17 protein-coding genes and 1 pseudogene are annotated in these 22015 nt (G+C 61.2%); 9 read left to right on the forward strand and 9 right to left on the reverse strand.

The window, feature by feature from the left end:
- The first annotated feature begins 78 nt into the window (after positions 1–78).
- Entirely contained in the window at positions 79–777 is a 699-nt protein-coding gene (locus FFS64_RS04700; RefSeq protein WP_137804428.1) for an OmpW family protein, read from the forward strand.
- 113 nt (positions 778–890) lie between these two features.
- Here the strand turns inward: FFS64_RS04700 and FFS64_RS04705 are convergent, their stop codons facing one another.
- The gene (locus FFS64_RS04705; RefSeq protein WP_137804429.1) at positions 891–1820 is read right to left on the reverse strand and encodes an NAD-dependent epimerase/dehydratase family protein; all 930 of its coding nucleotides are present in this window, start codon (positions 1818–1820) and stop codon (positions 891–893) included.
- Positions 1813–2697, reverse strand: coding sequence for a sugar nucleotide-binding protein (locus tag FFS64_RS04710; RefSeq protein ID WP_095197187.1), 885 nt, complete (start codon positions 2695–2697; stop codon positions 1813–1815). Before FFS64_RS04710 ends, FFS64_RS04705 begins: the two co-directional genes overlap by 8 nt.
- 254 nt (positions 2698–2951) lie before the next feature.
- Between FFS64_RS04710 and FFS64_RS04715 the strand changes: the two genes are divergently transcribed.
- A complete protein-coding gene (locus tag FFS64_RS04715) occupies positions 2952–7256 on the forward strand; it encodes a DEAD/DEAH box helicase (RefSeq protein WP_137804430.1) in 4305 nt (1434 codons plus the stop codon).
- Between the two features lie 150 nt (positions 7257–7406).
- On the opposite strand, the gene FFS64_RS04720 is transcribed toward FFS64_RS04715, so the two are convergent.
- Entirely contained in the window at positions 7407–9527 is a 2121-nt protein-coding gene (locus FFS64_RS04720; protein ID WP_137804431.1) for a mechanosensitive ion channel family protein, read from the reverse strand.
- A gap of 205 nt (positions 9528–9732) precedes the next feature.
- Here FFS64_RS04720 and FFS64_RS04725 point away from each other — a divergent pair, with 205 nt between their 5' ends.
- The 5 genes and pseudogenes from FFS64_RS04725 to FFS64_RS04745 all read left to right on the forward strand — a co-directional run bounded on the left by FFS64_RS04725 (position 9733) and on the right by FFS64_RS04745 (position 14357).
- The gene (locus FFS64_RS04725; RefSeq protein WP_137804432.1) at positions 9733–10935 is read left to right on the forward strand and encodes an MFS transporter; all 1203 of its coding nucleotides are present in this window, start codon (positions 9733–9735) and stop codon (positions 10933–10935) included.
- A gap of 204 nt (positions 10936–11139) precedes the next feature.
- Positions 11140–11286, forward strand: a pseudogene (locus FFS64_RS04730) (DUF72 domain-containing protein); the annotation flags it as partial.
- Between the two features lie 11 nt (positions 11287–11297).
- The gene (locus tag FFS64_RS04735) at positions 11298–12095 is read left to right on the forward strand and encodes an endonuclease/exonuclease/phosphatase family protein (RefSeq protein WP_137804433.1); all 798 of its coding nucleotides are present in this window, start codon (positions 11298–11300) and stop codon (positions 12093–12095) included.
- A complete protein-coding gene (gene clsB / locus FFS64_RS04740) occupies positions 12092–13384 on the forward strand; it encodes a cardiolipin synthase ClsB (protein ID WP_137804434.1) in 1293 nt (430 codons plus the stop codon). The genes FFS64_RS04735 and clsB overlap by 4 nt, the downstream gene beginning before the upstream one ends.
- Entirely contained in the window at positions 13371–14357 is a 987-nt protein-coding gene (locus FFS64_RS04745; RefSeq protein WP_137804435.1) for a lysylphosphatidylglycerol synthase domain-containing protein, read from the forward strand. The genes clsB and FFS64_RS04745 overlap by 14 nt, the downstream gene beginning before the upstream one ends.
- Positions 14358–14408: 51 nt before the next feature.
- Here the strand turns inward: FFS64_RS04745 and FFS64_RS04750 are convergent, their stop codons facing one another.
- From FFS64_RS04750 to FFS64_RS04760, 3 genes are all read right to left on the reverse strand, one after another.
- Positions 14409–15167, reverse strand: coding sequence for a S9 family peptidase (locus FFS64_RS04750; protein ID WP_137804436.1), 759 nt, complete (start codon positions 15165–15167; stop codon positions 14409–14411).
- Complete coding sequence (locus FFS64_RS04755; RefSeq protein WP_137804437.1) at positions 15157–16266, reverse strand: DUF3182 family protein; 1110 nt, start codon at positions 16264–16266, stop codon at positions 15157–15159. Before FFS64_RS04755 ends, FFS64_RS04750 begins: the two co-directional genes overlap by 11 nt.
- Positions 16267–16480: 214 nt before the next feature.
- The gene (locus FFS64_RS04760; protein ID WP_137804438.1) at positions 16481–17479 is read right to left on the reverse strand and encodes a GlxA family transcriptional regulator; all 999 of its coding nucleotides are present in this window, start codon (positions 17477–17479) and stop codon (positions 16481–16483) included.
- A gap of 102 nt (positions 17480–17581) precedes the next feature.
- Between FFS64_RS04760 and FFS64_RS04765 the strand changes: the two genes are divergently transcribed.
- Both FFS64_RS04765 and FFS64_RS04770 read left to right on the forward strand, forming a co-directional pair.
- The gene (locus FFS64_RS04765; RefSeq protein ID WP_137804439.1) at positions 17582–18136 is read left to right on the forward strand and encodes a cysteine hydrolase family protein; all 555 of its coding nucleotides are present in this window, start codon (positions 17582–17584) and stop codon (positions 18134–18136) included.
- Positions 18137–18378: 242 nt separating this feature from the next.
- On the forward strand, positions 18379–18879 hold the full coding sequence (locus FFS64_RS04770; RefSeq protein ID WP_137804440.1) for a YkgB family protein: 501 nt from the start codon (positions 18379–18381) through the stop codon (positions 18877–18879).
- 87 nt (positions 18880–18966) lie between these two features.
- Here FFS64_RS04770 and FFS64_RS04775 read toward each other — a convergent pair whose 3' ends face one another.
- From FFS64_RS04775 to FFS64_RS04785, 3 genes are all read right to left on the reverse strand, one after another.
- Positions 18967–19809 (reverse strand): AraC family transcriptional regulator, encoded by an 843-nt coding sequence (locus tag FFS64_RS04775; RefSeq protein WP_137804441.1) that lies wholly within the window; start codon positions 19807–19809, stop codon positions 18967–18969.
- A 158-nt stretch (positions 19810–19967) separates the two neighbouring features.
- Positions 19968–20483, reverse strand: coding sequence for a single-stranded DNA-binding protein (locus FFS64_RS04780; protein WP_095197174.1), 516 nt, complete (start codon positions 20481–20483; stop codon positions 19968–19970).
- Between the two features lie 9 nt (positions 20484–20492).
- Positions 20493–21890: an MFS transporter gene (locus FFS64_RS04785; RefSeq protein WP_137804442.1), complete on the reverse strand. Its 1398-nt coding sequence runs from the start codon at positions 21888–21890 to the stop codon at positions 20493–20495.
- Positions 21891–22015: the final 125 nt, after the last annotated feature.

The following is a 22015-nucleotide window of genomic DNA, read 5'->3' on the forward strand; positions in this document are numbered from 1 at the left end:
TGAGCTGAGTCAAAAGACCAAATCGTTAGGCGCCTTACCATTGGACATCAAAGATTTTTAACGTCCTTTGGAGCCCCCATGAACAAGTCCCTGCTCGGCGCCACGCTGTTTGCCCTTGCGCTCGCAGCCCCGCTCGCCCACGCCCACGAAAAAGGCGACATCCTCTTGCGTGCCGGCGCGATCACCGTCGACCCGAATACCGACAGTTCCACCGTCAAGGTCGATCAGGGCCCATTGAGCGGCGCCGATCTGGGCGGCAAGGCGACGCTGAGCAGCGACACGCAACTGGGCCTGAACTTCGCCTACATGATCACCGATCACCTGGGCATCGAATTGCTGGCGGCCACGCCGTTCGAGCATGACGTAAAACTCAAGGGCACCGCCCTGAGCGCAGCCAACGGCAAGCTCGGCAGTTTCAATCAACTGCCGCCGACCCTGAGCCTGGTGTATTACCCGCTCGACTCCAAGTCCGCGTTCCAGCCCTATGTCGGTGCTGGCGTCAACTACACCTGGATGTACGACGAACACCTGAGCAGCGAAGCCCGCGCCAATGGTTTCAGCAACTTCAACACCGAAAACTCCTGGGGCGTGGCCTGGCAGGTCGGTGCCGACTACATGCTGACCGACAACATCCTGCTCAACGCCCAGCTGCGCTACATCGACATCGACACCCGCGCGACCGTGGAAAACAACGCCGTCGCACCGGGCACCCGGGCACGGGTGAACGTGGATGCGGATCCGTTCGTCTACATGGTGGGCCTGGGCTACAAGTTCTAAAGAATGTTCACGTGGTGGTGAACCTGGCCAGGGGAAACACATTGCCCCAGAAGCAATCTCCGGCCACAAAAAAGGCGCCTCTCAAGGGCGCCTTTTTTGTGGGTTTGAACAGCTCAGCGCCCCAGCAACCGAGCCAGTCCGACGCTCATCGCGGTCTGCTGCGGGCGGGCAAAACGTTCGAGCAAACGCCGGTTATCGGCCCGTGAATGGCGAATATCGCCGGAACGCGCCGGGCCATAGTTCACTGGTGGTAAATCACCGACCACCGCCTTCAGTGCTTCGAGCAGTTGCTTGAGGGTGGTTGCCTGGTTCCAGCCGACGTTGACCGCACCGACTTCCACCTGCGGTTTTTCGATGGCTTGCACCAGCAGATCGACCAGGTCCTCGACATACACGAAATCCCGCGTCTGCTCACCGTCACCAAACACGGTGATCGGCAGGCCTTTCTGCGAGCGCTCGCTGAAAATGCTGATCACCCCCGAGTACGGCGAGGATGGATCCTGGCGCGGACCGAAGATGTTGAAAAAGCGAAAGATCACCGGTTCCAGGGCATGCTCGCGCCGGTAGAAATCGAAGTAATGCTCGCTCGCCAGCTTGTCCGACGCGTACGGCGTCAGCGGCGCCTTGGGCGTGTCTTCATCGATAGACTCGCCTTCGCCATTGTTGCCATATACCGCTGCGCTGGAAGCAAACAGTACACGCTTGACGCCGGACTGGCGCATGGCTTCGCAGACATTCAGCGAGCCGATGAAATTACTCTGGTGAGTCTTTACCGGATCGTCCACCGAGGCCTGTACCGAGGCCACTGCCGCCAGATGCGCGACAGCGCTGCAACCGGCCATCGCCCGTGCCACCAGCGCGGCATCGGCGACGTCGCCCACGATCAGCTCGACCTTGGGATTGTCCAGCGGCAGGTTGCTGCGCTTGCCGGTGGACAGGTCGTCGAGAATCCGCACCGAATACCCCTTGGCGAGCAAGGCGTCGGTCAGGTGCGAACCGATGAAACCCGCACCGCCGGTGATCAGAACGGGAGTGTCAGCCATGGCGATAGAACCTGTCCAGTAGGCCCGGGAGAGCGGCGCGCCAGGCGCGTGGCTTGATCCCGAACGTGTGCAGAATTTTCTTGCAGGCCAGCACCGCGTGTTGCGGTTCTTCGGCAGCGTCCGGCCGCGCGGCGTGGGCCTGGGCGGTCGGTGCTTCGATGGCCAGCGGATGCAAGGCGCGTGCTTCGCTGAGGATAGCTTGTCCCAGCGCCAGCGGCGTGGTCGCTTCGTGTCCGGCGTAGTGGTAGGTGCCCCATAGCGGCGCCGCGCAGTCGAGTTGCTTGAGGACTGAAATGATCACACGGGCGGCGTCATCCACCGGCGTTGGATTGCCTCGGCGATCATCGGCCATCAGCAGCTCTTCCGGGTGTTCGGCCCGGTCAAGGAACCGCCCGAGGGTGCCTTCGGGGCTATCATCGAGCAGCCAGCCGAAGCGCAACAGTACGTGTTGCGGGCAAGTGGCGCGCACGCTCTGTTCGATCCGCCACAAGGCCTGACCACGCAGGCCCAGCGGCACCGGTTCGTCTTTTTCGCTGTAGGCGGTGGCGCGCGAGCCATCGAACACGCGATAGCTCGAAGGCTGCAAGAGAACGATGTTGTGATGCTGGCACAGTTCGGCCAGGCGCTCGACCGCCCGCTCCTGCCCGGCCAGACGCTGCTCGCTGACCGTCTCCGCCTGGAACCAGTCGAAGTAGTAGGCGAGGTTGATCAACGCGTCCGGACGGGTGTCGTCGAGCAATTGCGTCAGGCTCGCGGCGTCCCAGCCATCTTGTGGTGGGCGGGGGGCGAGGAAACCGATGTCTTCCTCCGCACCGAGGCGAATCAGCGCCTGCCCAAGGGCATTTCCGCCGCCCAGTAACATAAGGCGCATTCGCATAGAGTCAGCAGGCCCAGTCTGATTGAAACAATGGTTTTATCGACAGCACTCGCGGGCGATGCCGTCGATAGTTGCCGGAATCGTTGCATTTTGCGGGTTTAGTGCGCAACCGTCATCCGTAAAGTGTAGATGTCCGGGGTTTGTAGTGCTGCTACAGGCCCCATCGCGGGCTTGCCCGCGATGGGGTCCTGAAGATCAAGGAAGATCTTGAGCGGTACTTGCATCTTCCCCGTCTCACCCGCATAAATCAGACCATGAACCTGCCCATCCCCGCAGACAGTGCCCTGGACGGCTTCCACCCCGCCGTCAGCGCCTGGTTCAGCAACACCTTCGCGACGGTGACCGCCGCCCAGGCCAGGGCGTGGCCGCTGATCCGTCAGCGCCGCTCGACTCTGGTCGCCGCGCCCACCGGCTCCGGCAAAACCCTGACCGCGTTCCTCGCGGTCATCGACGATCTTGTCCACCGTGGGCTGGACACCGACAGCGGCCTGCCTGACGAAACCCTGGTGGTCTACGTGTCGCCGCTCAAGGCGCTGTCCAACGACATCCGCATCAACCTGCAAACGCCACTGGCCGGCATCACCGAACAACTGCGTGTGATGGGCCTGCCCCAATTGCAGATCACCACCGCCGTGCGCACCGGCGACACCCCGCAAAAAGACCGCTCGGCGATGCGCAAGAGCGCACCGCATATTCTGGTCACCACCCCGGAGTCGCTCTACGTGCTGCTCGGTTCCGACTCGGGCCGAAAAATGCTCGGCACCACGCGTACGGTGATCGTCGACGAAATCCACGCCATCGCCGCCAGCAAACGCGGCAGCCACTTGGCCCTGAGCCTGGAGCGTTTGCAGGCGCTCTGCGCCGAACCGCTGGTGCGCATCGGCCTGTCGGCCACGCAAAAACCTATCGAAGCCGTCTCGCGCTTTCTGGTCGGCCGCGATCGGGGCTGCGAAATCATCGACATCGGCCATGCCCGCCCACGGGACCTGGACATCGAAGTGCCGCCCGTGCCGTTGTCGGCGGTGATGGCCAATGATGTCTGGGAACTGGTTTACGACCGCCTCGCCGCCCTCGCCCGCGAACACCGCACCACGCTGATTTTCGTCAACACCCGGCGGCTGGCCGAACGCCTTAGCCGGCACCTGAGCGAACGCCTGGGCAAGGACGCCGTGGCCGCCCACCATGGCAGCCTGGCCAAGGAGTTTCGCCTGGACGCGGAGCAGCGACTCAAACGCGGCGAGTTGCAAGTGCTGATCGCCACGGCCTCGCTGGAATTGGGCATCGATATCGGCGACGTCGACCTGGTGTGCCAGATTGCTTCGCCACGCTCGATCGCCGGATTCCTGCAACGGGTCGGCCGCTCCGGACACCAGGTCGGTGGCACACCCAAGGGCCGCTTGTTCGCCACCACCCGTGACGACCTGATCGAATGCGCCGCCCTGCTCGATTGTGTACGCCGCGGCGAACTGGACACCTTGCAGATCCCCCTGGCGCCGCTGGACGTACTGGCGCAGCAGATCATTGCCGAGGTCAGCTGCCAGGAATGGCCAGAAGACGCTTTGCTGGCAATGTTCCGCCAGGCCTGGCCCTACGCCGCGTTCGACGAAAAACACTATCAAGCGCTGCTGCACATGCTCGCCGAGGGCTACAACGGGCGTCAGGGCATCCGCAGTGCCTACCTGCACCGCGATGCCGTGAGCCGCACCCTGCGCGGGCGCCGCGGCGCCAAACTGACGGCCGTGACCAGCGGCGGGACCATTCCCGACAACGCCGACTACAGCGTATTGCTGGAACCCCAGGGGCTGAACATCGGCAGCGTCAACGAAGACTTTGCCGTGGAAAGCATCGCCGGCGACGTGTTCCAGCTGGGCAATACCTCGTACCGGATCCTGCGGGTCGAAACCGGCAAGGTCCGGGTCGAAGATGCCCAGGGCCAGCCGCCGACGATTCCGTTCTGGCTCGGCGAAGCGCCGGGACGCAGTGCGGAGCTGTCATTTGCCGTCGCACGCCTGCAAGCACAGCTCGATGAGCTGCTGGCTGCCACACCGGGCAACCTGCAACCGGCCCTCGACTGGCTGACCGAGACCGTTGGCCTCAATCTCGCCAGTGCCGAGCAACTGGTCGAGTACCTTGCCCGTGCCCGCCAGACCCTCGGCGCCCTGCCGTCCCGGGACACGCTGCTGATGGAGCGATTTTTCGACGAGTCCGGCGGCACCCAACTGATCATTCATACGCCGTTCGGCAGCCGCATCAACCGCGCCTGGGGCCTGGCCCTGCGCAAGCGTTTTTGCCGCACCTTCAACTTCGAATTGCAGGCTGCCGCCAGTGAAGACGCCATCGTGCTGTCATTGTCCACCAGCCACAGTTTTGAACTGGACGACGTCTGGCGTTACCTGCACAGCAACACTGCCGAACACACGCTGATCCAGGCCGTGCTCGATGCGCCGTTGTTCGGTGTGCGCTGGCGCTGGAATGCCGCAGTGGCCCTGGCGTTGCCGCGCTACAGCGCAGGGCGCAAGGTCCCGCCGCAGATCCAGCGGATGAAAAGCGAAGACCTGATCGCCAGTGTGTTTCCTGACCAGATCGCCTGTGTGGAAAACCTTGTCGGTGAACGGGACATTCCCGACCATCCGCTGGTGGAGCAAACCCTCGACGATTGCCTGCATGAGGCCATGGACAGCGAAGGCTGGCTGGCGTTGTTACGGCGCATGGAACGCGGCGAAATCCGCCTGATCAGCCGCGACTTGCCCGCGCCTTCGCCCCTGGCCGCGGAAATTCTCAGCGCCAGGCCCTACACCTTTCTCGATGATGCCCCCCTGGAAGAGCGTCGAACCCAGGCCGTACTCAATCGCCGCTGGAGCGATCCGCAATCCACCGATGACCTCGGCGCACTGGACTTTGATGCCATCGTCGCCGTGGCGCAAGAAGCCTGGCCGGCGCCCAACGGGGTCGATGAAATGCATGAGGCCTTGATGAGCCTGGCGTGCATCACGGAGGCCGAGGCGCAAGCCAACTTGAACTGGCTCGATTGGTTGAATGCCCTGACCGACAGTGGCCGCGCCTGCCGTATCAATCACTCGCTATGGCTGGCCCGGGAACGGCTGAGCTGCTTGCAGGCGATTTATCCACAAGGTGATTTGAGCCCGGCGCTGGAGGCTTTGCCGGGATTCGATGAACCCTGGAAAGCGGACGACGCCGTGGTTGAGGTGGTTCGTGCCCGGCTCAGCGCGTTTGGGCCTCTGCCGCTGAAGACGATTGCCGAACCGCTGGGATTGCCGTCTACACAGGTCATCCAGGCATTGGCGCAACTGGAGCGCGAAGGCTACGTGCTGCGCGGTCGCTTCACCCCGGGCCACACCGAAGAAGAATGGTGCGAGCGACATCTGCTGGCGCGGATTCACCGTTATACGGTCAAGCGCCTGCGGCGGGAAATCGAACCCGTGGCGTTGCAGGATTTCATGCGTTTTCTGTTCGACTGGCAGCATCTGTCCAGCACCACCCAAGGCCGGGGCAGCGCGATGTTGCCGGCGATCATCGCTCAGTTCGAGGGTTACCCCGCTGCGGCATCGGCCTGGGACAGCGAGATCCTGCCGGCGCGCCTCAAGGATTACGCGCCCACCTGGCTGGATGAGTTGTGCCGCAGCGGCAAGCTGGTCTGGACCCGCCTCACCGCCCGCAACAAAGGCGCCGGCACGGCCCTGCGCAGCACGCCGATTGTGTTGCTGCCGCGCAATCGGGTCGGGCTCTGGAGCGACTTGGCCGAGCAGACGCCGATTAGCGAACTGTCGCCCAAAACCCAAAAGGTTTATGACTCACTGCGCCAGCACGGCGCGCTGTTTTTCGATGAGCTGGTGCATGAAGCGCATGTATTGCGCACCGAACTGGAAATCGCCCTGCAAGAGCTGGTCGGCGCCGGACTGGTGAATGCCGACAGTTTCGCCGGGCTTCGAGCATTGATCACACCCGCCAGCAAACGTCAGGCGCGCAGCGGCCGACGTGGGCGCGGAGCGTTTATCGGTGGCATGGATGATGCCGGACGCTGGGCCTTGCTTCGACGCGGCTCGCCAGCGCCGGTTGTGGATAACCCACGCCCGTTGCCGATACCCGCCGACACCCTGGAACACATCGCCATGACCTTGCTGCGCCGCTACGGCGTGGTGTTCTGGCGCTTGCTGGAACGTGAGGCGGACTGGCTGCCGAGCTGGCGCGAACTGCTGCGCACTTTCCATCGCCTGGAAGCACGGGGCGAGATTCGTGGTGGACGCTTTGTCAGTGGTCTGGCAGGCGAACAGTTCGCGCTGCCCGAGGCGATTCCATTGCTGCGCGAAGTGCGGCGTCGACCCCATGACGGCAGCCTGGTTGCGGTGTGCGGGGTCGACCCGCTGAACCTTGCCGGGACCTTGCTGCCCGGTGCGAAAGTGCCGGCGCTGGCGAGCAATCGGCTGGTGTATCGCGATGGGTTACCCGCTGCTGCCGAGATCGCCGGTAAACAGCAGTTCTGGCTGGAGCTGGATCAACAGGCCATGGCTGAAGTGCGCAGCAAACTGATCCGGCATTGATGCTGTCCGATCCGGCCCCTTCGCGGGCAAGCCCGCTCCCACAATGATCGTTGCTGTTCACAAAATTTGTGTTCACAGAACACCCCTGTGGGAGCGGGCTAACCCGCGAAGAGGCCAGCACAACCACCAAGAACTCCCGGATAAACCCCATCATTGAGTGCGCGGCCGATCCGGCATCAACACTGCCGAGTGCTCCGGCTCTGCCGCACCATCGTGCATCGGCTCCGCTTGCCTGGGCATCAAAACCTGCTGTGGATAAGTCTGCGCGAAATGCACCCATGGACTGTTATCCACAAGCTTTTTCAAGCGTTGGTTGAACGCCCGGCTCACCGCATATTGCCCACCCGACACCGTGCGGAACTGCGCCGTCAGCACCACACCGTTGAGGTCCATCTTGTCGACGCCGAACACATCCAGCGGCCCTTGCAGGTTGTACCTGAGGAAGGGATCGTCGCTGATGGAGTGCCCCGCCTCGCGGATGAGTTCGATGGCCTTGTCGACGTCGGTGTCGTAGGTGAACTGCACCGAAAAGAACGCATAGGCAAACTGCCGTGATTGGTTGGTCACGGCCTTGATCTGGCCGAACGGCACCGAGTGCACAAACCCCTTGCCGTCACGCAGGCGCAAGGTACGAATGGTCAGGCCTTCGACGGTGCCGGCGTGCCCGGAGTCGAGCACCACCCAGTCGCCGATGGACAAGGTGTCTTCGATGATGATGAACAACCCGGTGATGACGTCCTGCACCAGTTGCTGGGAACCAAAGCCGATCGCCAGCCCCACGACACCGGCACCGGCCAGGAAAGGCGCCACGTTGATGCCCAGATTGGCCATGGTGGTGATCGCGCAGATCACCACCAGAATGATTTTGATCGCGTTGCGCAGCAGCGGCAGGATGGTCTTGACCCGGGTACTGGGTTGGCGTGCCGAGCGTTTGTTGACCGGTGGTTTCAGGGCTTCCTGGATCGCCGTGTCCAGCACCACCCAGACCATCCAGGTGATCAGGAAGATCAAGCCGATGTGGCTCAGCGAGTCGCTGATCGCCCGTCCGACCGAATTGCTCACCGCGAACTCAAACAGCGATACGCCCCAGATGCGCCCGAGAATATCAATGAACACGATGGCCATGGCGATGCGCAACAAGGCGTGGAACAGGTTCAGGAAGCGTTCCTTGTAGGCACTGCTGCGGCGCAGCTCCACTTCGTTGCGCGACTTGAACAGGTGATGCAACGTGGTACTCAGAAACACCGTGGCAATCAGCAACACTGTGGTAAACAGCGCACTGCGCAATACCTGCTGATTGTCTTCGCTGATGCTGATCAGGTTGATGATCGAAACCAGCACCATCAACAGAATCGGCCAATACCAGAGCCCGGAAAAAATCCGCAGGGTTTCGCGCAGGGCCGGCTGCGAACGCCGCTGGGCCAGCGGCAGAATGCGGATTACCTGAGCCACTGGACGGCGCAGGCGGAACACCAGCAGGCCGAACGAAATCGATGCCGCCAGACCGGTAAATACCGCAATGCTGCTGGTGAGGTTACTGCCCAGCTGATGAGCGATCTGCGGGGTGGTCAGGGCATCGCTCAGGGCGACCAGAAAGCCGATCAGAAACAGCGGTCGCGGACTGTCCTGGCGAATGATCTGCACCGCCCTGCGCTTGTGACCGGCATTGAACAGCACCACCAGCGACATCACCAATGACGCGGCGAAAATGCCGCTGCTGGTGGCATAGGCAAAACACAAGGCCATTGCCCGGCCGGCCGAGACGGGCAAAAAATGGCTGGCATAGATCGTCAGCGGCAGGCTGATCACCGCGGGAATGCTGTAGGGCAACACGTAGCCCAGCAATGCCTGGCCGCGCTCGCGACTGAGCAGCAAGCGATGCCGGCACAGACGCTCGGTCAAAAACCTGCCGAACATCCAAAGCAGACCGAAGACGCCTGCCCACACCGCGGTCAGCAGCAGGAAATCCCCCGCCACACTCCAGGCCGACCGGGCCGATGGACGATTGACCAGTTGATCCACTTCATCGGCTGCACGGTCGGCGCGCAGGCGCCAGGCGTCGACCAGGTTTTCGTTGAGATCGAGTTTTTCCTGTACTTCATCGATGCTCGAACTGATGGCGCCCAACAACCCGCCTTGCACCAGCGGTTGCGGATGGGCCAGTGGTGTCGCGGTGGCCGCCGGCAAGCCCGGGATGGCTGCCGCGTCCAGTTCCTCGCTGCCAATCAACAGCAGCGCCCCCATTAAAATCGCAGTCTTGAGCTTGATCAACGTATCCGCTCCCTTGGATGAGACTGTAAGGAACTGATCGGGAAATGGCCGGTAAGTTCGGTGGTGGCTCCCCCGCCACAGGTATTGCACTGTGTTGGCGATATTTGACCGCTACGCAAATATCAAATGCCTATCCCTATATTTTTCCGCACAACCCAAACCCCGACACTGCGCTCCATCACATCAATCCACCGGAGTTGCAGCCATGCCCATTGCCTTGCTCGCGCTGACCCTCAGCGCTTTTGCCATCGGGACGACCGAGTTCGTCATCGTTGGCCTGTTACCGACCATCGGCGCCGACCTCGGGGTCAGCCTGCCGTCCGCCGGCCTGCTGGTCAGCCTGTACGCACTGGGTGTCGCCGTTGGCGCGCCGGTATTGACCGCCCTGACCGGCAGAGTCCCGCGCAAATTGCTGCTGTTGTCGCTGATGGTGCTGTTCACCCTAGGCAACCTGCTGGCCTGGAAAGCGCCGGGCTACGAGTCGCTGATCCTGGCGCGAATCGTCACCGGCCTGGCCCACGGGGTGTTTTTCTCGATCGGTTCGACCATCGCCACCAGTCTAGTGCCCAAGGAAAAAGCCGCCAGCGCGATCGCCATCATGTTCACCGGCCTCACTGTGGCACTGGTCACCGGCGTACCGCTGGGCACCTTCATCGGCCAGCATTTCGGCTGGCGTGAAACCTTCCTCGCGGTGTCGGCATTGGGCGTGATCGCCTTCATCGGCAGCCTGCTCTATGTGCCGAAAAACATCGCCCACAGCAAACCCGCGTCGCTGTTGCAGCAGTTGCAGGTCCTCAAACAGCCTCGGCTGTTGCTGGTGTATGCCATGACCGCCATTGGCTACGGCGGCTCGTTCATCGCCTTCACCTTCCTGGCGCCGATCCTTCAGGACATATCCGGTTTCAGCGCCAGCACCGTCAGCCTGGTGCTGCTGGTCTACGGCATCTCGGTGGCCGTCGGCAACATCTGGGGCGGTAAACTGGCGGATAAACGCGGCCCGATCAGTGCGCTGAAAATCGTCTTCGCCCTGCTCGCCGCCGTGCTGTTTGTACTGACCTTCACCGCTGGCAATCCATGGCTGGCACTGGCCACCGTGCTGGTCTGGGGTGCCGTGGCGTTCGGCAATGTGCCGGGGCTGCAGGTTTATGTAGTGCGTCAGGCCGAACATCACACACCCCATGCGGTGGACGTAGCTTCCGGCCTGAACATCGCCGCGTTCAACCTCGGGATTGCCGGTGGTGCGTGGGGTGGTGGCTTGATCGTTGCGCACATGGGCTTGATCCATACCGCATGGATCGGTGGTTTGGTAGTGCTGGTGGCACTGGCGCTGACCGCGTGGAGCGGTCGCCTGGATCGGCTGGGGCCGGTGTATGCCGAATCCTCAACCCGTGTAGTCGCCAGTCACTGATAATCCCTGTGGGAGCGAGCCTGCTCGCTCCCACATTGGATCTGCGGTGGTTCGTGAAAATCTACCGTCCGTAGCCCCACCGAAACTTTCGCCGCCGCCCCGCAGTCAGCAAAAGAATGGGGCACTCGGACGGGAGGCGACATGACGGCGATTCACATCGGTATTTCAGGTTGGCGCTACACGCCCTGGCGGGGGGATTTCTACCGTCACGGCAGTTTCATCGATCCGGCCTTTGCCCGCCTGCTCAAGCGCTACAACACGGCGCTGGTGATCGCCGATACCACCGGTAAATGGCCGTATCGCGAAGACATCACCAGTGACTTCGTCTACCTGCGCCTGCACGGTGTCGAAGGAGCATTGCCATGAGCATGCGCGAACCGGTCGGCGTCACCGACGAGCAGGCCACCATCGACACCATGGTGCATCGTTTCACGGTGCTGACGGTGAACACCCACAAGGGTTTTACCGCGTTGAACCGGCGCTTCATCCTGCCGGAGCTGCGCGAAGCGGTACGCAGTGTTTCAGCCGATGTGGTGTTTTTGCAGGAAGTCCATGGCACCCACGAACAGCATCCAAAGCGCTACAACAATTGGCCAGCGATGCCGCAGTACGAATTCCTCGCCGACACCCTGTGGCCGCAATTCGCCTACGGACGCAACGCAGTGTATCCGGCGGGCGATCACGGCAACGCGCTGCTGTCGAAATTCCAGATCGTGCGCCACGACAACCTCGATGTGTCCATCAGCGGCCACGAGAATCGCGGGATCCTGCATTGCGTCTTGCGCCTGCCCGGCGAAGGCCCGGAGGTGCATGCGATTTGCGTCCACCTGGGCCTGTGTGAAAGCCACCGCAACGAACAACTCAAACTGCTGGCCCGTCGTCTGCAAGAGCTGCCAGACGATGCACCGGTGGTCGTCGCCGGAGATTTCAACGACTGGCGCCTGCGCGCCGATGCCCTGCTCCAGCCCTGCGGATTGCGCGAAGTGTTCGCCGAGCACCACGGCAAACCCGCGCGCAGTTTTCCCGCACGGTTGCCGGCGTTGCGACTTGACCGCATCTACGTACGCAACCTCAAGGCCAGCTGCCCACAAGTGTTGACCACCCGGCCCTGGTCGCACCTGTCGGACCACGCACCGCTGTCGGTGGAGATCGAACTATGAGCACCTCGCCGATGGAAAAATCCACCGTGGAACAGATTGCCGCACCGCCGACCAGCGCACCCGCGCCGGTCGACATCGAGTATCGCTGGCAAGGCAGTAACCGCGTCGAACTGCTTGAAAACGGCGAGGCCTACTTCCCCCGGGTGTTCGAGGCCATGCGCCAGGCCAAAACCGAGATCCTCCTGGAAACCTTCATCGTGTTCGAAGACAAGGTCGGCGAAGAACTCAAGACCGTGCTCATCGACGCCGCGCAACGGGGCGTGCGCGTCACCGCCAGCCTCGACGGATTCGGCTGCGGCGAACTGAGCAGCGGTTATCTGACCGCCCTCAGCGGTGCCGGTGTGCACTTGCAAATGTTCGACCCGGCGCCGAAGCGCCTGGGCATCCGCACCAACTGGTTCCGCCGCCTGCATCGCAAGATAGTGGTCGTGGACGGGACCGTTGCCTTCATTGGCGGGATCAACTTTTCCGCCGATCATCTGGCCGATTTCGGCCCCGAGGCCAAGCAGGATTATTCGGTTGAAGTGCAAGGCCCGGCGGTGGCCGACATTCATCACTTTGCCCTGCTGCAATGCGGTCGTCCCGCGCGGGCCAAATACTGGTGGCAACGGCGCCGGCAGCGTCGGTCGGAACTGGCCGTCACCGATCACGATGGCCAGGTGCGGCTGGTATATCGCGATAACGCAGAACACTCGACCGACATCGAAGAGGTTTACCGCCAGGTATTGCGCACGGCGCAACGGCGCGTGGTTATCGCCAACGCTTACTTTTTCCCGGGCTACCGGTTGCTGCGCGAGATCCGCAACGCCGCCCGCCGCGGTGTTGATGTGCGTCTGATTCTGCAGGGCCAGCCCGACATGCTGGTGGCCAAACTGGCCGCGCGCATGACCTACGACTACCTGCTCAAGTCCGGGGTGAATATCTACGAGTATTGCGACCGCCCGTTGCACGGCAAGGTTGCGCTGGTGGACGAGGACTGGAGCACGGTCGGCTCCAGCAACCTCGACCCGTTGAGCCTGTCGATGAACCTGGAAGCCAATGTGTTGATCCGCGATCGCGCGTTCAATCGTGACCTGTTTGATCGCCTCGAAGAACTCAGCGACAACCACTGCAAGGCCATGTCGGTGGACGAAGCCCCACGCGGGCGCGTCTGGCACATGACCGTGGGGTTTCTGGTGTTCCACTTTCTGCGGCATTTCCCGGCATGGGCCGGTTGGTTGCCGGCGCATAAACCACGCCTGAAAGCGTTCACCTCACCGACCGGGAGCGATCCGCATGAGCCGCACTGAAACCCATGCGGCGCCCCACGCCGACCACTCGGCCAAATCCAGCTGGAGCCGTTGGAAAAGACCGCTGACGATGTTGTTTTTCCTGGCGCTGATTGTGCTGTTGACGATATTCGCCCAGCGCATCGAATGGGGCGAAGTGCTCGAAACCCTGGCCGACTTCAAGGTGCGCACCCTGATCATCGCCGCCGGGCTGACCCTGACGAGTTTTCTGGTCTACGCCTGTTTCGACCTGATCGGCCGCACCTACATCCGCCAGGACCTGACGTGGAAACAGATCCTGCCGGTGGGGATCATCAGTTATGCCTTCAACCTCAACCTGAGCGCCTGGGTCGGCGGCATTGCCATGCGTTACCGGCTGTATTCGCGGCTCGGCGTGAGCAAAAGCAACATCGCGAAAATCCTTGGCCTGAGCCTGGCCACCAACTGGTTCGGCTACATGGTGATTGCCGGGGCAGTCTTCAGCAGTGGACTGGTACGCATGCCCCCGGGCTGGAAGCTCAGCAGCGGCGCGCTGCAAGGTGTAGGCGTGTTGCTGTTGCTGGTGAGCGCGGGATATCTCGCGGCGTGCCAGTTCTCCAGACGTCGCGAATGGTCGATACGCGGCGTGGAAATCAACTTGCCGTCCTTGCGCATGGCAATTCTGCAACTGGCCCTCGGGGCGCTGAACTGGTCGCTGATGGCAGCGGTCATCTTCACCCTGCTGCCGAGCAAGCTCGACTACCCATTGGTGCTGGGCGTGCTGCTGATCAGCGCTATCGCCGGGGTCATCACCCACATACCGGCCGGGCTCGGCGTGCTGGAAGCGGTGTTTGTGGCACTGCTGCAACACGAAGCATCGCGAGGCAGCCTGGTGGCGGGGTTGCTGGCTTATCGGGCGATTTATTTTCTGTTGCCGTTATTGATCACCCTGGTGATGTATTTGCTGGTGGAGGCCAAGGCCAAGTCGTTGCGGATTGCGAAGAAACCCAAGTGACTTTGTGTGAGTTTTAAGGACGCCATCGCGGGCAAGAGACCGCCCCAGAAATCACTTGGACTGAATAATGCTCAACCGCTCACCCACCACCATTTCCGTGATCCAGCCCACGAGGATTGAGGTGTAAGCCTGCTGTGAAACGGGATCGTTCAGCGCATGATCGGCACCGTCGATAATGCGGTGCGTCAACGAATGGGTCTGCTGACAGGCGGCGCGGTAACTCATGATGGTCGCCTGGGGCACGTAGTCATCGGTTTCGGACTGGACCAATAACACATCGCCGGTAAATTGCGAGCAGGCATGCAGTGCCCGATTGCTGTCGGCGCGAACCAGCGTGCTGCGGTAATCGCGCAAATCGAGCTTGTCCAGATCACGCTTGGGCGTGTGCCATTGTTCGTCGCGATACAGCGCCGGCACCCTCAGTGCCAGCCATCGCACAGGGCGCAGCGATGTAAGGATCGAAGCCAGGTATCCGCCATAGCTGGTGCCGACCACGGCAATCGCCGAGGTATCCAGCGCCGGATGCGCAAGCAGGCGGTCGTAGGCCGCCAGCAGGTCTCGCAGGTTGTCTTCACGGGTCACCCGGGTCAGCGGAATGCCGGTGCCGCCGGTATGCCCGCGCAGATCGAAAGTCAGGCAGACACAACCCAGGCCGGCGATGCCTTTGGCCCGCTCCAGGTCCCGCTCCTGACTGCCGCCCCAACCGTGCACGAACAACACGCCGGGGACCTTCGATTTGGGACTGAGAAACGTCCCGCTCATTTGTTCATCATCGATGTCGATTTGAATGCTTTCGCTTCTAGCCGTCATAGGATTTGACCGTTACGTACTTGAGCAGGAAATCACTGTTTTGCGCTGGACCACGATACACCTCGATGGCGTCTGCCGGCAGCGGCTGGTCAATGTAGGTTTCCACCGAAGACACACGGATCGCGCGCATTTGCGGGTCATTGACGAAGCTCTGCAAAGCGGCCACTTCGGCGCTGCTGGCACCGCCCATGCGCCAGGATTGTTCGAGTACGCCACTGCGGTGTTTGCCATCACTGGCCACGCCCTGGGCAATATCGTAGTTACGCCGCGAGGCGTAGAAACCCGGATAGGCTTCATCCGCGGCGCTGTCGAATACCTGCGCCTGCTTGATTGCCAAACGCACGTCATCAGGCAGATCCAGCGCCAACAGGTCGCGATAGTCACCCTGCACCACCAGCAAATCAGAGCCGCCATAGACCTCTTCGCCTTCAGCGTCCTTGGTCAAGTATTGTTCACCGCAGTAACTCAGCACTTTATCGCCGATGAAACTCTGGCCGACGCTGTGGGTGACCACCTGATCCAGGTCCTGCTCCAACACCACACCTTCGGTGAACAGGGTTTTAACCTCGGGCCGGGCGAGCATTTCGTCGAACTGGTCGAGGCTTTTGATCACTTCCTGACCGCGCCCGGCGCAGGCGTGAATCGGCTTGAGGCGGATCGGTCCGCTGTAAAGCAAATGCTCCGCTGCGGGTCGTGCATCGTCAAGGGAGAACACGCTGAGGCCATCGAGTACGACACCGCGTACCCGTTCGGAAAACAGCGCTGCCCAGCCTTTCGGCGCATGGGCATGGCGGTTCAACAAGCCGTGGCTGATGGCTTTGGTGCAGATGAAGTCATGTTCGACGTAACCGCCCCACAAATCCTCCGGCCCCCTGATACCCAGTTGCCGCGCGGCTTCGGGTCCCACCAGCGTTCGGGTCGGCAGCAGGTAAATGTCTCGACCGCGATGCCGCTCCCGGTCGTAACTGCCACCGAACTTGAGCCCGAGGATTTGCGCCAGCCACTTGGCCAGCGCGCGATTGGTTTCGATTTCATGCAATGGCGCGTCGGGGTGCACCGAATGGGCGACCACCAGTTTCTTGCGGTTTGTTGGGGTCATGCATCCCCCTTCAATCGGTGCTGGATGAATGTAGCTGTAGGGGTGCAGGGATCAGGCCAACCGCGGTAGAGGAGGAACGCTATTCAAATCAGCCGGTTACATAATCTGTGATGGCTGCGCGTCGTTTTATTCTGCACGACAACCTTCAAGACTCTGGCATTTTGCACGACTCAAACCCGGCGATGCCCGCTCCCACAGTTGATTCAAGGTGACCTCACGACCGCAACGATGCGGCGATAGGTGTCACCCCAAACCGCGTCCGGTAATCACTCGGCGCCAGCCCGGTGATTTTCTTGAACGTCGAGCGAAACGCCCCTGGGTCCTGATAGCCCACGGTCCAGGCAATGTGATCGATGGTGCCATTGGTGAATTCAAGCATTTCCCGGGCCTTGCCGACCCGCAGGTGCTGGCAGTACTCCGTGGGCTTGAGCCCGGTCGCCGCGCGGAAGCGGCGCAGGAACGTGCGCTCCTCCAGCCCTGCCCGTTCGGCCATTGCCGTCAGTGACACATCGGTGGCGCCGGTGCTTTGCAGCCAGTGCTGCACCTTGAGTATCGAAGCATCGCCATGGCTGAGGATCGGCGCGAAGTTGCTGCCACATTCACTGGCACTGTCGCTGTGTTCCACCACCAGAAAACGCGCGGTGCCGGTGGCGATGCTTGGCCCCAGCAGGCGATCCACCAGGCGCAGCCCCAGTTCGGACCAGGCCATCAGCCCCGCCGTGGTAATCAGGTCACCGTCATCGACGATGGGCGTATCGGCCTTGAGCTTGATCGCCGGGTAACGTTCGGCGAAGGCTTTGGCCGAGGTCCAATGGGTGGTGGCGCTACGACCGTCGAGCAGGCCGCTCTCGGCCAACAGAATCGAGCCCACACAAACGCCGCCCAGAGTTGCACCTTGGGCATGTTGCTGCCTGAGCCAGTGAATCAGCGCCTGCGGTGCCTGACCTTCGGAGAACCCCGCAATCGACGGCGGAATCAGTACCGCCACCAGTGCACCGTCCACAGCGGGATGGCTGTCGTAGACCCGGGCGGGCGGCTGATCGCCATCCACTCGCCAGTGGCTGACCCGCAACAGTGGCAAGTGTGTGACCTGATGCTCGGCGGCGATCCGGTTGGCCACCCCGAACAGATCAGTCAACCCATGCACCGCCGCCATCTGCGCGCCGGGATAGATCAACACGCCCAATTCGGCGATTGCCCTTTGTGCGTCCATTGTCAGTTTTCCCCCTTTTATTGTCGGTGCGGCCAATCCCCGGACGGCCTGCCAAAGCCAATACTTCATTCCACACCCAAACCGCACTTCGAGGAAACAGTCATGGCCAAGCAAGCACTCATCGTAGTCGATATCCAAAACGACTACTTCCCCCAGGGCAAGTGGCCACTGGTCGGCGCCGATGCCGCTGCGGACAACGCTGTCCGCCTGCTCAAGGCCTTTCGCCAGGCCGGTGATTCGGTGGTGCACATCCGCCACGAGTTCACTTCCGACGCCGCACCGTTCTTCACCCCCGGCTCCGAAGGCGCGAAGCTGCACCCCAAAGTCCTCAACCAGGGCAATGAGCCGGTGGTACTCAAGCACTTCGTCAACTCGTTCCGCGAAACCGAACTGCAGTCCATCCTCGACCAGCAAGGCATCAAGGAACTGGTGGTTGTCGGCAGCATGAGCCACATGTGCGTCGACGGCATCACCCGCGCCGCCAACGACCTCGGTTACAGCGTCACGGTGATCCACGACGCCTGTGCCTCCCGTGACCTGGAGTTCAACGGCCTGACCGTTCCGGCAGCCCATGTACACGCCGCGTTCATGTCTGCGCTGGGTTTTGCCTACGCCAACGTGGTGTCTACCGACGCGTTTCTCGCGAACGCTCAGTAACCGCTGATTCAGAGCAAAAATGAAAAAGCCCATGGCCTCGAACGCCATGGGCTTTTTTGCCGGTGGGTTTGGACGATCTGCATTGAACGCAATACCGCCAGAATCCTTAAGCGTTAAGCCACGGACAACAATAACTCCACTCCCAACGTAAACCGCGGGGGTTCAGGAGATACCGCACCAACTGTTTGCCTGGTTGTTTTACGCACTTAACTTTTGAACCAAACTCACTGGAAGCCTGAACAATGAACACCATGAATATCAGCACCGACAGCTTGTCGAAAAAAACATCCCTCGGCGTCAGCACCATGGCGCTTGGCACCTACGGCATCTACTTCGCCCTCGCCGTTATCTACTTCTGGTTCGGCGGCATGAAGTTCACCCACTACGAAGCAGAAGGGCTGGTTCCGCTGGTGAGTAACAGCCCATTGCTGGGATGGGTGTACAACATCTTCAACGTGGATCTGTTTTCCGCTCTGCTGGGTGTTCTTGAGGTCTCGATCGGTCTGTTGATCGCCGGTCGCCTGCTGTCACCGAAGCTTTCGTTGATCGGGGGCGCGTTGTCTGCGGGGCTGTTCATTACGACACTAAGCTTCATGTTCTCCACGCCAGGCGTGATTGAACCTGGTCTTGGCTTCCCGGCTATCAGTGTTGCGCCCGGTCAATTCCTTCTCAAGGACCTTGGATTGCTTGCCGCCTCCATCTTCGTAGCCGGCCACTCCCTGACCAAGTTGGAAAGACCTTGACCTGACAACTTCACAATGAAAATGGCCTGAAACAGTTCGATGTTTCAGGCCATTTTCCATTTCTGTTTCAAACAACGGACTACCTCATCAAGGAAGTTCACTCCCCTCACCCGTCAGGGATTTCATCCAGTCCCGTGGGCTGTAGCCTGTTTTACGCCGAAACGCACGGGCAAGCGCCGAAGGACTTTCATAGCCAACCTCGTCAGCGATCAGCGTGATCGGTCGTCCTTCACGCAGGCGCTTCTGCGCCAGACTGATCCGCCAACTCAGCAGGTAATCCGCCGGTGTTTGCCCCAGAACGGAGCGAAAATGCACCGCATAGGCGGCGCGGGACATGTTCGACTCATTCGCCAACTCTGCAACTGACCAGGGTCGTTGAGGTGCGTTGTGCATCTGTATCAGGGATCGGGACAGTCGCGAGTCGGCCAGTCCGGCCATCATTCCCGTACTCAACTGACGGTGGTCGAGCAGATGCCGGAGCAGCAGGATGATCAACAGTTCGAACAAGCGATCAAGCACTGCTTCCCTGCCGCAATGTCCGCCCGCGGCTTCACTGAACAACCATTTCAGCGTATCGGCCAGCAGCGGCAACTCGTCCAGGGACAACACCAGGAAATCGGGCAGCGATGCGGATATCGGGTTACTGGCGCCACCGTCAAACTCCAGCAACGCACACAACAGTTTGGCGCCCTCGGACTCGTCTGCGATCAGTTGATGGCGGCTGGGACGAGGCAGAAAAATCAGACTGGGCCGGGCAAGCAGCATGTCGCCCGCCCCCGGAACTTTCAGTGTGAGGGTGCCTGCCTGCAGCAGGTGAACATGACCGCGCGGTTCGGCGCCATCGTATGACGATATTCCACAAAGCTTGCCGCTGAAGAACAGGTTCGCGCGCACGCCGAACTGGGACAGCAACGTAGACAGACGGTCCATGGGCAACCCGCGGTCAGGAATAGACGATTAGCATCATATTAGCCCGCAAGCTTGCTCAAGTTGCAGCCATTTGCAGCGGGCGCCCGGATGAAACGCTGACAACAAAAAGCCCGGCATCCTTACGGAATGCCGGGCCTTGTTTGGCTCGAAGCTATTTTTTAGAACGGAATATCATCATCAAAGCTGTCGAAATCCGGAGCCGGCTGTGGAGCGGCCTGCTGTGGAGCCGGGCGCGACTGTTGTGGCGCCGACTGCTGTGGACGCGGAGCCTGCTGGCGTGGCGCGGACTGCTGGTAGTTATTGCCCCCGCCTTGCTGGTCGCCCTGCTGTGGACGGCCGCCCAGCAGTTGCATGGTGCCTTGCATGTCGACCACGATTTCGGTGGTGTAACGCTTGATACCGTCCTTTTCCCACTCGCGGGTCTGCAGCTTGCCTTCGATGTAGACCTGCGAACCTTTACGCAGGTATTCGCCGGCGATTTCTGCGACTTTGCCGAACATCGACACTCGGTGCCATTCAGTCTTTTCGACCTTCTGACCGGTTTGCTTGTCGGTCCACTGTTCGCTGGTCGCCAGACTCAGGTTGGTCACGGCGTTGCCGTTCGGCAGGTAGCGAACTTCAGGATCCTGGCCGCAAGTGCCGACCAATATGACTTTGTTAACCCCACGGGCCATTACGTTCTCCTAGGCTACGCACGCTGCCCCGGCCGGGTTGTTCACCAGGCTTTCAAGGGTGGTGCGATCCAATAGTTCGGTGTCCAATTTGATGTAAATGGCCGCCTCATCGGCGACTATTACTGCATCTGTTACCCCTACGACGGCCTTCAGGCGCTCGACCAGACCCGCTTCGCGGATCGCCTCGGGCGACAATGGCAAGCGCAGGCTTGTCACGTAGGGTGGTTCACGCATGGTAACAGCAAAGACCAGCCAGAGGGCAGCCAGACCGGCGCCCCCCAGGAACACAACCGACAAACCGCCGTGCTGGAACAACCAGCCTCCGAGGATCCCGCCCAGTGCCGATCCAAGGAACTGGCTGGTGGAGTAAACCCCCATCGCCGTGCCTTTGCCGCCGGCCGGTGAAACCTTGCTGATCAGCGATGGCAGCGAAGCTTCCAGTAGATTGAACGCGGTGAAAAACACCACCGTCCCGATCACCAGAGCCCGCAAGCTGTCGCCGAACTGCCAGAAGAATAGCTCAGTGAGCATCAGCGTCACGACGGCGCCGAGCAGAACTCGTTTCATTTTGCGTCGCTTCTCGCCATAGATAATGAACGGGATCATGGCGAAGAAAGAAATCAGCAGTGCAGTCAGATACACCCACCAATGCTGCTCCTTGGGCAATCCGGCCTTTTCCACCAGTGCCAGCGGCAAGGCAACGAAGCTCGACATCAACATGGCGTGCAATACAAAAATGCCCAGGTCCAGACGCAGCAGGTCCGGATGCTTTAGCATCGGTATCAACGCCTGGCGCGCAACGCCGGACTCTCGGTGCTGCAACGGGCCAGTGGAGCGCGGCACCATGAACATCACAATCACAATGCCGACCAATGCCATGCCGCCCGTGGCGAGAAACAACCCGGACAAGCCGAAAGCGCGCGTGAGCAAGGGGCCGACAACCATCGCGACAGCGAACGACAGGCCGATTGTCATGCCAATCATGGCCATGGCCTTGGTTCGGTGCTGCTCACGGGTCAAGTCCGACAACAGGGCCATGACCGCGGCGGAAATCGCCCCGGCGCCTTGCAGGATGCGTCCGGCGATCACACCCCAGATCGAATCGGAGTTGGCCGCCAGTACGCTGCCGAGAGCAAAAACGACCAGGCCCAGGTAAATCACCGGGCGACGGCCGATGCGGTCGGAAATAAAGCCGAAAGGAATCTGGAAAATGGCCTGGGTCAGGCCGTAAGCGCCAATCGCCAGCCCGATCAGGGCCGGGGTTGCTCCCGCCAAGTCCATGCCATAAGTCGCCAGGACCGGCAACACCATGAACATGCCAAGCATACGGAAGGCGAACACCAGGGCCAGACCGCTCGCCGCGCGGGTCTCGCTGCCACTCATGCGTTCGCTGTGGGGATCGTGCATGGAAAAACCTCATGTGAACCGGCGGCGATTCTACCAGTCCCATCGATTGGCAGGGTATATCGCGACGCTTTGCCGCGTGCAGATGAAAGACCTTTCATCAAAGCCCGTAATGTCATCATTCGATA

Origin of the sequence: Pseudomonas sp. G(2018), assembly GCF_005502415.1 — a bacterium.
Classification (GTDB): Bacteria; Pseudomonadota; Gammaproteobacteria; order Pseudomonadales; family Pseudomonadaceae; genus Aquipseudomonas.

Coding starts and splice junctions, on each gene's coding strand:
- FFS64_RS04715 (WP_137804430.1), top strand. CDS start 2,952: ATGAACCTGCCCATCCCCGCAGACAGTGCCCTGGACGGCTTCCACCCC.
- FFS64_RS04760 (WP_137804438.1), bottom strand. CDS start 17,479: ATGGACGCACAAAGGGCAATCGCCGAATTGGGCGTGTTGATCTATCCC.
- FFS64_RS04705 (WP_137804429.1), bottom strand. CDS start 1,820: ATGGCTGACACTCCCGTTCTGATCACCGGCGGTGCGGGTTTCATCGGT.
- FFS64_RS04770 (WP_137804440.1), top strand. CDS start 18,379: ATGAACACCATGAATATCAGCACCGACAGCTTGTCGAAAAAAACATCC.
- FFS64_RS04765 (WP_137804439.1), top strand. CDS start 17,582: ATGGCCAAGCAAGCACTCATCGTAGTCGATATCCAAAACGACTACTTC.
- clsB (WP_137804434.1), top strand. CDS start 12,092: ATGAGCACCTCGCCGATGGAAAAATCCACCGTGGAACAGATTGCCGCA.
- FFS64_RS04780 (WP_095197174.1), bottom strand. CDS start 20,483: ATGGCCCGTGGGGTTAACAAAGTCATATTGGTCGGCACTTGCGGCCAG.
- FFS64_RS04725 (WP_137804432.1), top strand. CDS start 9,733: ATGCCCATTGCCTTGCTCGCGCTGACCCTCAGCGCTTTTGCCATCGGG.
- FFS64_RS04775 (WP_137804441.1), bottom strand. CDS start 19,809: ATGGACCGTCTGTCTACGTTGCTGTCCCAGTTCGGCGTGCGCGCGAAC.
- FFS64_RS04710 (WP_095197187.1), bottom strand. CDS start 2,697: ATGCGAATGCGCCTTATGTTACTGGGCGGCGGAAATGCCCTTGGGCAG.
- FFS64_RS04700 (WP_137804428.1), top strand. CDS start 79: ATGAACAAGTCCCTGCTCGGCGCCACGCTGTTTGCCCTTGCGCTCGCA.
- FFS64_RS04750 (WP_137804436.1), bottom strand. CDS start 15,167: ATGACGGCTAGAAGCGAAAGCATTCAAATCGACATCGATGATGAACAA.
- FFS64_RS04755 (WP_137804437.1), bottom strand. CDS start 16,266: ATGACCCCAACAAACCGCAAGAAACTGGTGGTCGCCCATTCGGTGCAC.
- FFS64_RS04785 (WP_137804442.1), bottom strand. CDS start 21,890: ATGCACGATCCCCACAGCGAACGCATGAGTGGCAGCGAGACCCGCGCG.
- FFS64_RS04735 (WP_137804433.1), top strand. CDS start 11,298: ATGAGCATGCGCGAACCGGTCGGCGTCACCGACGAGCAGGCCACCATC.
- FFS64_RS04745 (WP_137804435.1), top strand. CDS start 13,371: ATGAGCCGCACTGAAACCCATGCGGCGCCCCACGCCGACCACTCGGCC.